The organism is Algibacter mikhailovii (assembly GCF_014651495.1).
Taxonomy (GTDB): domain Bacteria; phylum Bacteroidota; class Bacteroidia; order Flavobacteriales; family Flavobacteriaceae; genus Algibacter_E; species Algibacter_E mikhailovii.
The window spans coordinates 30,483-42,855 of sequence record NZ_BMWZ01000002.1 but is presented as its reverse complement, the minus strand read 5'-3'; the positions used below and the strand labels follow the sequence as shown (position 1 = coordinate 42,855).

Sequence of the window (12,373 nt, the reverse complement as noted above, 5' to 3'; positions counted from 1 at the left end):
CTTCAAAAAATGTAGTATGGCGAAGAATTTAGTGATAGTTGAGTCACCAGCAAAAGCAAAAACAATTGAGAAGTTCCTAGGAAAAGATTTTAAGGTAGAATCTAGTTTTGGACATATTTCTGACTTGCCTTCCAAGGAGTTAGGTGTTGATGTTGAAGGTGATTTTAATCCAAAATATGAGGTTTCTAAGGATAAAAAAGCAGTTGTAAAAAAACTAAGAGATTTAGCTAAAAAGGCAGAAATGGTTTGGCTAGCTAGTGATGAAGATAGAGAAGGGGAAGCTATTGCATGGCATTTGGCTGAAACTTTGAAATTAGATAAAGATAGAACTAAACGAATTGTTTTTCATGAAATCACAAAATCGGCCATTAAAAAAGCTATTGAAAACCCTAGAGGTATAGATTATGACTTGGTAGATGCACAGCAAGCAAGGCGTGTTCTTGACCGTATTGTAGGGTATGAGTTGTCTCCCGTGCTATGGAGAAAAGTTAAAGGCGGTCTTTCGGCAGGTAGAGTACAATCGGTTTCGGTGCGCTTAATCGTTGAAAAAGAAAGGGAAATACAAGACTTTTCGCCCGTAGCATCGTACAGAATTGATGCTGAGTTTTCTAATGAAGAAGGTAAGGTGTTTAAAGCAAAACTGCCCAAGAATTTTAAATCTAAGGAGGAGGCTCAAAAGTTTTTAGAACAAAATGCAAGTGCCAATTTTAAAGTAGCTGATTTACAAAAAAAGCCTGCTAAAAAATCACCTGCAGCACCATTTACTACGTCTACTTTACAACAGGAAGCTTCGAGAAAATTATATTTCTCAGTAAGTAAAACCATGACTATGGCGCAACGTCTTTATGAGGCAGGTTTGATTACTTATATGAGAACAGATAGTGTGAATTTATCAGAGGAAGCAAGAAAAGGCGCAGAGGCAGAGATTAATGACGCTTATGGTTCAAAATATAGTAAGCCTAGAAATTATCAAGGAAAAGCAAAAGGGGCACAGGAGGCGCATGAGGCCATTCGTCCTACTAATTTTGCAACGCATTCTGTTGATATAGATAGGGATCAAGCCAGACTCTATGAGTTAATATGGAAACGTGCCATTGCTTCGCAAATGAGTGAAGCGGAATTAGAGCGTACTAATGTTAAAATAGGGGCCTCAACGCACAAGGAAGTGTTTACTGCTAATGGAGAAGTAATCACCTTTGATGGGTTTTTGAAAGTCTACCTAGAAGGTACAGATGATGAGCATGTTGAGCAAGACGGAATGTTGCCAGCCATGAAAACAAATGAAACGTTACTTAATAATTATATTACAGCAACAGAGCGTTACACGCGCCCACCTGCAAGATATACAGAGGCGTCTTTAGTTAAGAAATTAGAAGAATTAGGAATTGGTAGACCGTCTACATATGCACCAACTATTTCAACCATTCAAAATAGGAACTATGTAGAAAAAGGAACGGTTGAAGGTGAAGAACGTAATTATTCGCAATTAACTTTAAAGGATGGTGCGGTAAAAGATAAGACGCTTACTGAAAAAGTAGGATCAGATAAAGGTAAATTGGTACCAACGGATATAGGAATGATTGTTACTGACTTTTTGGTAAACCATTTTGATTCTATATTAGATTACAACTTTACAGCTAAGGTTGAGGCCGATTTTGATGAAATTGCTGAAGGAAATGAGGATTGGAAAAAAATGATGAAATCATTTTACAAGAGTTTTCATCCTGTAGTGGAAGATGTCAAAGAAAATGCAGACCGAGAATCTGGAGAAAGAATTTTAGGAACTGATCCTAAAAGTGGTAAGCAGGTAAGTGTTAGGTTGGGTAGGTTTGGACCTATGGTTCAGATTGGTACTGTTGATGATGAAGAAAAACCTCAATTTGCGAGTTTAAGTCCAGATCAGCAATTAAATACCATTACCTATGAGGAAGCTATGGATTTGTTTCAGCTACCTAAAACTTTAGGAGCGTATGAAGGCGAAGAAGTGCTTGTAAATAATGGCCGTTTTGGACCCTATGTTAAGTTTGGAAGCGCTTTTGTGTCGTTGCCAAAAGGAACGGATCCTTTAAGTGTGGAACTTGATGATGCCATTGTTTTAATTAAAGAGAAGCAAAAAGCAGATGCTCCTATTTATATGTATCAAGATTTACCAGTTCAAAAAGGTAAAGGGCGTTTTGGACCATTTATTAAATGGAACAACATGTTTATTAATGTGAATAAAAAATATGACTGGGATAATTTATCCGATGGGGATATTGTTGAATTGATTGAAACTAAAATTCAAAAAGAAATAGATAAAGTTATTCATAACTGGGAAGAAGAAGGTGTTCGTGTTGAAAAAGCACGATGGGGAAGGCATAACGTTATCAAAGGAAAAATAAAAGTGGAGCTTGCAAAAACTGTTGATGTTTCAGAAATGACTTTGGAAGAAGCCCAGGCTATAATAGAAGCGAATACGCCTAAAAAGAAAACAAGAAAAAAAGCCGCACCAAAGAAGAAAACAACGGCTAAAAAGAAATAATGCATTTGTAAATAGTTGCGTCATATTAAAGGCATGGTTGTATTTAATATGACGTATATTATTGTACTATTAATTTTGTGTGAATACGTTGGATTGTGTAATTAATTCTTGTGATATTTATTAATTAGAATAACAAGTAATAATAAGTATATTGAGTTTTTAATTATGAATTTTAATTTCCTTTCTCCAGTTTCAGATTTAGTATTGGCACATAATGAATTACTTTCCACTCAAGCTTTGGGTAGAAAACTTAAGATTCACTCAGAGCAGCATGGTATCCCTGATTTAGACGATGTAGAAATTGCAATTATTGGTGTTCTTGAAAATAGGAATGACATTAATTATATAGGAGAAGAATTTCAGTTAAATGAAATTCGAAAATCCTTTTACAGTCTTTTTCCAGGCATATGGAATACTACAATTGCTGATTTAGGTGACATTAATAGAGGTGAAAGTGTTGAAGATACTTATTTTGCTTTAAAAGAGTCTGTTTCAATTCTTATTAAAAAGAAAATCATTCCTGTAATATTAGGAGGGTCACAAGATTTGACCTACGCCAATTATAGAGCATATGACTCTTTAATACCTATGGTGAATATTGTTAATGTTGATGCTCAGTTTAATTTAGGAGACTCTTCAAAGCCAATAAAAAATAACAGTTTTGTTGGGAAGATTATTTTAGATCAACCTTATAATCTTTTCAATTATGCTACTATTGGGTATCAAACATATTTTAATGCACAGGAAGAAATAGACTTAATGGATAGTTTGTATTTCGAGTCTTATAGATTAGGACAGGTATCCAATGATATTACTATTGTAGAACCCGTTTTACGTGATGCGAATATTGTAAGCATTGACTTAAATGCAGTTAGAGGTTCAGAATTAAGTCTCAATCAAAGGTATTCTCCAAATGGTTTAGATGGAAAAGAAATTTGTGCCATATCCCGTTATGCTGGTATTAGTAATAAGGTAACCTCTTTTGGCCTTTATGAATATAAACCTTCAAGTGATGATGATATGACTTCTATGCTTATTGCCCAAGTACTTTGGTATTTTATTGAAGGTGTTAATTGTAGGGTAAAGGATGATGATTTTCAAGATGAAAGTAGCTATCAAAAGTTTATCACTTTAGTGGATGATCAGGAGTTGGTGTTTTACAAAAGCAATAAAACTGGGCGATGGTGGATTGAGATTCCTTTTTTAGCTGAAGTCAATAATAAATTAAAAAGACATACGTTATTACCTTGCATGCATCAGGATTATCAGGACGCCTGCAATAATAAGGTGCCAGATCGCTGGTACAAAGCGTTTCAAAAGAATTGTGTTTAAATTTTAAAACAGTTAAACAGCTTATTTCATCGTTGAAATGCCATTTTTATACGATGAAATGTTATTTTTTTAGATAAAAAGTTGTTTAATTGGAAATATATAAATATGTTTACGCTCTCGTTATTGAAGCTAAATAAATTAACCACGAGTTTTCTATGGATATGAAAAAGTTTACATTATTAACCGCATTATTAGCAATACTTGTCAGCTGTGGCTCAAAGGATAGAGGTGAACTGGTAGGTGTGCAAGGAAAGAAATGGCATCCAGAAAAGCCATATGGCATGGAGCTTATTCCTGGAGGTGCATTTATTATGGGTAAAGCCGATGATGATTTGGCTGGCGTTCATGATGCCCCTGCAAAAACTGTTACTGTTAGAGCCTTTTATATGGACGCTACAGAAATTACAAACAGTGAATACCGTCAATTTGTTAATTGGGTAAGAGACTCAATTGTAAGAATGAAATTAGCTGTTTTAGCCGATGAGGTTGGAATGCTGCCAGAAGATGGTGGTATTGGATTGTATGCTTTTAAGGATGCAGATACAGCAAACATGACTAACTATGAGAAGTACATGTTTGAAAATTATAGTGGTCTTGGACCAACAGGCTATGAAGGCAGAAAAATCAATAAAAAAGTTGATTTAATATTCGATACTTCTGAATATCCTGATGAATACTATACAGAGGTAATGGATACTATGTATTTGCCTGAAGAAGAGGCTTATAATGGTCAGCGTACTTGGGATGTTACTAAATTTAAGTTTCAGTACAGCCATATGGATATTCAAGAGGCTGCTAGAAATAGAGGTGTTAAGCGTAAGGATGTCATTATTAAAGAAGAAGTAGAAGTATATCCTGATACTACGGTATGGATTAGAGATTTTTCATATTCTTATAATGAACCTATGCACAACGATTACTTTTGGCATGATGCCTATAGTGACTACCCAGTAGTTGGTGTAACCTGGAAACAAGCTAAAGCGTTCTGTGAGTGGAGAACTCTATGGAAAAATTCATATCAAAAATCCAAAAAAGGATCTGCTAATGTGAATACCTTTAGATTACCTTCTGAAGCAGAGTGGGAGTATTCTGCAAGAGGTGGACTTCAAGCTGCAACGTATCCTTGGGGAGGGCCTTATACTAAAAGTGATAGAGGTTGTTTCATGGCTAACTTTAAACCAGTAAGAGGTGATTACGCTGCCGATCAAGCTTTATATACTGTTGAGGCTAAATCTTATGAGCCAAATGATTATAATTTATATAATATGGCTGGTAATGTGTCTGAATGGGTGAATGCGTCTTATGATCCAGCATCTTATGAACACACATCTACTATTAACCCAAGTATTAATGACGCTGATAACCAACGTAAAATTGTTAGAGGTGGTTCTTGGAAAGATGTTGCTTATTTCTTACAGGTGAGTTCAAGAGATTATGAATATGCAGATTCTGCAAGAAGTTATATCGGCTTTAGAACCGTACAAGATTACATGGGGACACAAGTAACTAGTAGCGGTAAATAAAAAAAATAACCAATTTGATTAAAAGGTATGATCCAAATAACATACCGAAATAAACATTATTAATTAACCTACTTTAAATTAAAAAACCAAAAAATTATGGCAAATTCAAAAGCAAGTAAGAAATTCATGAATATGGCGTACGGACTAGGAGCAGCAATTGTAATTGTTGGTGCACTATTCAAAATTATTCACTTTGAGATTGGACCTTTAACAGGAAACGTGATGTTGACTATAGGTCTTGTAACAGAAGCAATTATTTTTGCATTATCGGCATTTGAACCTGTTGATAATGAATTAGATTGGTCTTTAGTATATCCAGAATTAGCTGGAGGTCAAACAAGCAAGAAAGAAGCTAAGGAAGATGCACAAGGCTTGTTATCACAAAAGTTAGATAACTTATTAAAGGAAGCAAAAATTGATGGCGAATTAATCGCTAGTTTAGGTGAAAGTATCAAGAGTTTTGAAGGTGCTGCTAAAAACATGTCTTCTACTGCTGATTCAATTGAAGCGTCTAAGAAATATGGTGAAGAATTATCATTAGCTGCTGCCCAAATGGAATCCTTAAACAGTTTGTATAAAGTACAGTTAGATAGTGCTAAACAACAACAATCTATAAATGAAGAATCGGTTGAGAATGCTGCACAATTAAAGGAGCAAATGCAATCTTTAGCGTCTAATTTATCATCATTAAACGGTGTTTACGGAGGTATGTTATCTGCAATGAATAAGTAATTAGGAGAGTTAATAATCCAAATCACTATTAATTAACCAAAAAACCTAATTAAACATGGCAGGAGGAAATTTATCACCTAGACAGAAAATGATTAATCTGATGTATTTAATATTTATAGCAATGCTAGCTTTAAATATGTCAAAAGAAGTGCTTTCAGCCTTCGGATTAATGAATGAAAAACTTACACAGTCCAATGAGACTGCTGAGTTAAGAAATGATAGTTTTATGGCGAGCTTAGAAGTAAAAGCAAGCGAGTCTGAAAACTACAAAGAACTTAAATCTAAAGCAGATCAAATTGATCAATTAGCTACAGAATTTGACACCTATTTAGAAGAATTAAAAGGTAAAATGACCGCCACAGTTGATGATGCAACTGATTATGAAATAATGGATAAAGGCGATTATCTTGACGAAAACTTTTTTAAAGGCGACAAAATAAAAGAAGAAGGGCAAGCCTTTTTAGGTCACATCAATGGCTTTAGAGATGGTGTAATTGCTATTCTGAAAACAAGTGAAGGCATGGAGTCTATCATTAAAGAAGTTGAAGAAAAGTTTAATACTGATGAGGTTACAAATAGAGATAATAGAAAACAAGCTTGGTTGGATTATCACTATAAAGGATTTCCTTTAGTAGCGTCTTTAACTAAAATGACACAATTACAAGCAGATATCAAAACAACTGAATCTGAGATCTTGTCTAAAATGTTAGAAGGTCAGTTAAGTGCTGTTGCGTCTATGACCAATTACACAACTTTATTAGAAACTTCTAAGTCGGCTTATTTTAATGGTGAGCAGTTTGATGGTCAAATCGTTTTAGGTAGAAAAGATTCGTCTACAAAACCTAACAGAGTTGAATTGACTTTAGATGGTAGAAAACTTACTGAAAAGCAATATGCTATTGAAGATGGTAAGGTGAAGTTGAAAATTGGTACTGGAGCTGTTGGTGAGCATAAAATTAAAGGAAAGTTGATTTTTGCACAAGATGGAGAAGAAATTGAAGTGTTAGTAGATCAATCTTTTGCTACCGTTTCAAAACCAAATGCAGCAACTATTTCTGCTGATAAAATGAATGTGGTGTATCGTGGTGTTAAAAACCCAATGACTATTTCTTTTGCTGGTATTCCAGATAATAAAGTAAATGCGAGTGCTTCAGGTTTAGCTAGAAGCTCTGGAAGCAGTTATGTAATGGATGCTACTAAAGTAAAAGGAAGAGAAGTTACAATTAATGTAACTGGTACTTTACCTGATGGTAGAAAAGTTAGTGATAATGCTAAGTTCAGAATTAAAGATTTACCAAAACCAACAGGAACAGTTAGAGGAGAAGACGGTGCTTTAAAAATGCAACGTAATAGTCTTAAAATTTCTACTATTGGTGCTAAGTTTGACGATTTTGACTTTGAATTACCTTTAAAAGTTACAGGATTTAAATTTAAAGTTCCAGGTCAACCTACTATTAATGTAAAAGGAAATAAATTGGATAGTAGAGCTCAAAAAGCTTTGGCTAAAGCTAAACGAGGTTCTGGAGTACAAATATTTGATATTGAAGCAAAGGCAAGTGGCGTAAGTGTTATACTTAAAAAAGTGTCTCCTGTTTTTGTTGAGTTAACAAATTAGAAGCTTCGAGTAATAACTTTAGTTATTGCACTAGTATTAAAATGTAAAATATATTAAGAAGATGAATGTAAAAAGTTTTTTATTAACCTTAGCAACAGTAACTACCATATCAAGTGTTTTTGCGCAGGCTAATATTTTAAATGCTAAGAGCCCTGAGGAGATTGGTGTACGAACAGCTAATCAAAAGTTAGTTGATAATGATAAGCCTTTAGAATATGGATATGTTGATGATAGAGATGTACTCTTTTCTAAAATGGTTTGGGAGAAAGTTGTGCTTGATGAGCGTGCTAATTTCCCTTTATATTATCCAATAGATACTAATAATATTGGTAGCGATAGACGTTCGTTGTATGATGTCTTAATGAAAAACATTCAGAACGGAAGAATTGAAAACATTTATGATGATTCTTATTTTACAACGAAAAGAACTTTAAAAGATATTGAGTCAGCCTTAACAATGATTGATACTACTGAATTGGGTATTGAGCAATTAAATGCTGGTGAAGAATTATCTGCTGAGTATATTAACAGAAGAACCATAACGGCTGCTGATGTTAGAGAGTATCACTTAAAAGGACTTTGGTATTTTGATAAGCGTCAAGCTGAAATGAAATACAGATTGCTAGGTATTGCTCCTGTTGCTCCTGACGTTAACTTTATTGATGAGTCTGAGCCGGATTTAGTACCATTATTTTGGGTATTCTTTCCAGATGCTAGAGAGATATTGCATGAGGCAAAATCATTTAATAATGCAAATAGTTCTATGCCTTTTTCTTTTGATCATATCTTGAATGCAAGACGTTTTCAAGGGTATATTTATAGAGAAGAAAATGTTCAGGGCGATCGCGCAATTTCTGAATATGTATCTGAAAATGCATTGATGCAGTTGTTAGAGTCACAAAGAATTAAAGATAAAATTAGAGACTTTGAACTGGATATGTGGACCTACTAAGTTCTAAAAATAATTAGCTATTATTTAGTTATTGAAACGCCTACATTTTTGTGGGTGTTTTTTTTTACTTATTATTTTAAGTCGTTACTTTCTAAGTATCTTAGCACCATATGAAACAGGTGGATTATATTGTTGTAGGTTTAGGAATTGCAGGCATTAGTTTTTGTGAGCAATTAAAAGCTAATAACAGATCATTTATAGTATTTGACGACGCCTCTCAGAAATCGTCAACAGTCGCTGGAGGATTGTATAATCCCGTGGTTCTAAAACGGTTTACATCGGTCTGGAAGAGTGAAGCGCAATTAGATTTAGCATTACCCATGTATGCTAATTTAGAAGAAGAGCTTCAAGTAAAGCTAGACTATAAAATTCCTGTTTATAGAAAATTTGCATCCTTAGAAGAACAGAATAATTGGTTTTCGGCGTCCGATAATCCATCACTCGCCCGTTTTTTATCGCCAACCATCATTAAGAATTCCAATCCGTACATTGATGCGCCTTTTGGTTTTGGAGAAGTTTTACATACCGGTCGAATAGATGTAAGAACGATGATAGAAGCTTACAAATTAGATCTAAGAAAAAGCGGGGTATTAGTAGAAGGTTCTTTTACTTATGAAACGTTGCAGATGGAAAGTGATAAAATACAATATAAGGGCTTTCAAGCCTGTCATATCGTGTTTTCTGAAGGTTTTGGTGTAGCTAAAAACTCCTATTTTAAAGACTTGCCACTTAACCCTGCTAAGGGAGAGCTGCTTGTTATTTATGCTCCAGAATTAAACATGGAATTCGTTTTAAAAGCGGGCGTATTTTTAATTCCATTAGAAGATGATCGGTATATTGTAGGTGCTACTTATGAATGGAAAGAATTAACGAATACCGTAAGTGATAAGGCCAAAAACACACTCTTAGACAAGCTTAAGAAACTCATAGATTGTCCTTTTGAAGTCGTAAATCAACTGGCAGGAGTAAGGCCTACAGTTAAAGATAGACGACCTTTAGTTGGGCGTCATGATATTCATAAACATATGTATGTGTTGAATGGTTTAGGAACTCGAGGCGTCATGATAGGCCCTTATGTTGCAAAACAACTTTATGAATATATTGAGCACAGCCAACCATTGGAAATGGATATTGATATTGCGCGATTTAAATTATAGCTTTTCCTTGTGTTGTAATGCTCAGGGGAATTCTAGGCATGTGGGTAAAAGGCCATACTTTAGTAAATGATAATTATTAGAATCGTTAATTAAGCGAACTATTTTTTAGCTAGTGTCTTATCATAACTCATGAAAAAGTTAATCCATATATTACGCGATAAGCGTAATATAATAGGCATAAAGACCACCAAGGTTACAACAATGCTTATAAAAACATAATGAATACTGGCGTTAAAAACAAAGAATGAAATTACAAATGCTGCAACCGCAAAGGCAATACCTACAGCATAGCTCACATACATGGAGCCATAAAAAAAAGAAGGTTCAATTTTATATTTTGTACCGCAATTTGAACAGGTTTCGTGCATGTCTAAAGCTTCAGCAAGTGCATAGGGGTTTTTGTTTTTAAACATAGATTCTTCATGGCATTTAGGGCAGCTACCAGTGAATATACTATACAATTTTGAGCCTTTTTTAAACATATTATTTAATGTACTTTTGCAAGCGCAATTACAGTACAAAAATACCATTTAATACTAAATGGGCTGTGACAAAAGTTACATTTCTATGATGAACATTCATAATTTATCGATTTCATTTCAAGGGGAATACCTATTTGAAGATATAACTTTCAAGTTAGGTAATGGTGATCGAGTAGGCTTAATAGGTAAAAATGGAGCAGGTAAATCTACTATGCTTAAAATTTTGTCAAAAGAGATGGAGCCTGATACTGGGCAGATCGCTGCTGATAAGTCACTAAAGATTGGGTTTTTAAAGCAGGATATTGATTTTGTTCTTGGTAGAACGGTCTTAGAAGAAGCTTATGAAGCGTTTACCGAAATTAAGGAATTGGAAGCTAAAATGGAGGCGGTTAATACCCAAATGGCTGAACGTACAGATTATGAAAGTGAAGGGTATCATCAGTTAATGATTGATATTAATGAATTACAGCATCAGTATGAGATATTGGGTGGTTATAATTACCAGGGTGATACAGAAAAGATTCTCCAAGGCTTAGGGTTTAAACGTCTAGATTTTGATAAATTGACGGATACCTTTTCTGGTGGATGGCGTATGCGTATTGAATTGGCCAAATTACTGCTTCAAAACAATGATATTTTACTATTAGATGAGCCAACAAACCATTTAGATATTGAATCGATTATTTGGTTGGAAGGGTTTTTAAAGAATTATGCAGGAGCGGTAGCCATTGTGTCGCATGATAAAATGTTCTTGGATAATGTAACGAATAGGACCATAGAAATTTCTTTGGGACGTATTTATGACTACCCGAAGCCGTATTCAAAATATTTGGTTCTGCGTGAAGAATTACGCACACAGCAGCTAGCATCACAAAAAAACCAACAAAAGCAAATAGAGCAAACTGAAAAACTGATTGAGAAATTTAGAGCTAAGGCGTCTAAGGCAACCATGGCACAATCTCTTATTAAGAAGCTTGATAAAATTGATAGAATTGAAGTCGATGAGGATGATAATAGTGTGATGACACTTAACTTTCCGGTGTCAATAACACCAGGGAAGGTTGTTGTTGAAGCAGAAAACATCTCTAAGAATTACGGGGATAATCATGTTTTGAAACAGGTTGATTTATTAATTGAGCGTGACAGTAAAACAGCTTTTGTTGGTCAGAATGGTCAAGGAAAATCAACCTTAGCAAAAATTATTGTTGGAGATATTAAGTATGATGGTAATATGAAACTGGGGCATAATGTGCAGATTGGCTATTTTGCACAAAACCAAGCCGAGTATCTCGATGGCAATAAAACCGTTCATGATACAATGGTTGATGCTGCTAATGAAACAAACAGAAGTAAGGTTAGAGATATTTTAGGATCCTTTTTATTTAGAGGCGATGAGGTTGATAAGTATGTGCGCGTGCTTTCTGGAGGGGAACGGAATAGGTTGGCATTAGCAAAACTCATGTTGCAGCCTTTCAATGTGCTTATTATGGATGAACCTACAAACCACTTAGATATTAAGTCTAAGAATGTATTGAAAGAGGCTCTAAAACGTTTTGAAGGTACATTGATATTGGTATCCCATGATCGTGATTTTCTTCAAGGGTTAACCAACTTGGTTTATGAATTTAAAGATCATAAACTAAAGCAATATCTCGGTGATATTGATTATTATTTAGAACAACGTAAAGTTGAAAATTTAAGAGAAGTTGAGAAACGTACAGTGGTGAAAGAAACACCAAAAGTTAAAAAGCAAACGTCTTATGAAGATCAAAAGAAAATAAAATCTCTTAATAATAAGCTTAGTAATGTCGAGTCTAAAATCAATCAAATTGAGCGCGAAATTAAAGCGATTGATTTGGAATTGGAAGTCAATTATGAAGAGACAACTTCAAAACCTGATTTTTTTGATACCTATCAAAAAAAGAAAAAGGACTTGGAAGATTTAATGGAGAAATGGGAGGATATTCAAATGGAAATAGAATTGGTAGACAACTAGCCTTTTAGGTTTTTTTTAACTTATAAAGGATAGATATTCGGTAATTTTGCGCGTTATACCATC

9 protein-coding genes are annotated in these 12,373 nt (G+C 34.4%); 8 read left to right on the top strand and 1 reads right to left on the bottom strand.

Annotation, left to right across the window (positions count from 1 at the left end; all coding sequences use genetic code 11):
- Window positions 1-16 precede the first annotated feature (16 nt).
- The 7 genes from topA to IE051_RS03550 all read left to right on the top strand — a co-directional run bounded on the left by topA (window position 17) and on the right by IE051_RS03550 (window position 9,832).
- Window positions 17-2,521: a type I DNA topoisomerase gene (gene topA, locus IE051_RS03580; RefSeq protein WP_189359412.1), complete on the top strand. Its 2,505-nt coding sequence runs from the start codon at window positions 17-19 to the stop codon at window positions 2,519-2,521.
- 165 nt (window positions 2,522-2,686) lie between these two features.
- On the top strand, window positions 2,687-3,853 hold the full coding sequence (locus tag IE051_RS03575) for a formimidoylglutamase (RefSeq protein WP_189359411.1): 1,167 nt from the start codon (window positions 2,687-2,689) through the stop codon (window positions 3,851-3,853).
- A gap of 161 nt (window positions 3,854-4,014) precedes the next feature.
- Window positions 4,015-5,376: a T9SS ring complex lipoprotein PorK/GldK gene (gene porK, locus IE051_RS03570; RefSeq protein WP_189359899.1), complete on the top strand. Its 1,362-nt coding sequence runs from the start codon at window positions 4,015-4,017 to the stop codon at window positions 5,374-5,376.
- 96 nt (window positions 5,377-5,472) lie between these two features.
- Window positions 5,473-6,108 (top strand): type IX secretion system motor protein PorL/GldL, encoded by a 636-nt coding sequence (gene porL, locus IE051_RS03565; protein ID WP_189359410.1) that lies wholly within the window; start codon window positions 5,473-5,475, stop codon window positions 6,106-6,108.
- Between the two features lie 55 nt (window positions 6,109-6,163).
- Window positions 6,164-7,723 (top strand): type IX secretion system motor protein PorM/GldM, encoded by a 1,560-nt coding sequence (gene porM / locus IE051_RS03560; RefSeq protein WP_189359409.1) that lies wholly within the window; start codon window positions 6,164-6,166, stop codon window positions 7,721-7,723.
- Between the two features lie 61 nt (window positions 7,724-7,784).
- Window positions 7,785-8,675, top strand: a complete 891-nt coding sequence (gene porN / locus IE051_RS03555; protein ID WP_189359408.1) for a type IX secretion system ring subunit PorN/GldN — start codon at window positions 7,785-7,787, stop codon at window positions 8,673-8,675.
- Window positions 8,676-8,785: 110 nt separating this feature from the next.
- Window positions 8,786-9,832 (top strand): NAD(P)/FAD-dependent oxidoreductase, encoded by a 1,047-nt coding sequence (locus tag IE051_RS03550; RefSeq protein WP_189359407.1) that lies wholly within the window; start codon window positions 8,786-8,788, stop codon window positions 9,830-9,832.
- Window positions 9,833-9,930: 98 nt separating this feature from the next.
- Here the strand turns inward: IE051_RS03550 and IE051_RS03545 are convergent, their stop codons facing one another.
- A complete protein-coding gene (locus IE051_RS03545; RefSeq protein WP_189359406.1) occupies window positions 9,931-10,314 on the bottom strand; it encodes a DUF983 domain-containing protein in 384 nt (127 codons plus the stop codon).
- Between the two features lie 85 nt (window positions 10,315-10,399).
- Between IE051_RS03545 and IE051_RS03540 the strand changes: the two genes are divergently transcribed.
- A complete protein-coding gene (locus IE051_RS03540; RefSeq protein WP_189359405.1) occupies window positions 10,400-12,310 on the top strand; it encodes an ABC-F family ATP-binding cassette domain-containing protein in 1,911 nt (636 codons plus the stop codon).
- The last annotated feature ends 63 nt before the right edge of the window (window positions 12,311-12,373 follow it).

Excerpts from the sequence above, each read along its gene's own strand:
- topA (WP_189359412.1), top strand. The coding sequence starts at position 17 with ATGGCGAAGAATTTAGTGATAGTTGAGTCACCAGCAAAAGCAAAAACA.
- IE051_RS03575 (WP_189359411.1), top strand. The coding sequence starts at position 2,687 with ATGAATTTTAATTTCCTTTCTCCAGTTTCAGATTTAGTATTGGCACAT.
- porK (WP_189359899.1), top strand. The coding sequence starts at position 4,015 with ATGAAAAAGTTTACATTATTAACCGCATTATTAGCAATACTTGTCAGC.
- porL (WP_189359410.1), top strand. The coding sequence starts at position 5,473 with ATGGCAAATTCAAAAGCAAGTAAGAAATTCATGAATATGGCGTACGGA.
- porM (WP_189359409.1), top strand. The coding sequence starts at position 6,164 with ATGGCAGGAGGAAATTTATCACCTAGACAGAAAATGATTAATCTGATG.
- porN (WP_189359408.1), top strand. The coding sequence starts at position 7,785 with ATGAATGTAAAAAGTTTTTTATTAACCTTAGCAACAGTAACTACCATA.
- IE051_RS03550 (WP_189359407.1), top strand. The coding sequence starts at position 8,786 with ATGAAACAGGTGGATTATATTGTTGTAGGTTTAGGAATTGCAGGCATT.
- IE051_RS03545 (WP_189359406.1), bottom strand. The coding sequence starts at position 10,314 with ATGTTTAAAAAAGGCTCAAAATTGTATAGTATATTCACTGGTAGCTGC.
- IE051_RS03540 (WP_189359405.1), top strand. The coding sequence starts at position 10,400 with ATGATGAACATTCATAATTTATCGATTTCATTTCAAGGGGAATACCTA.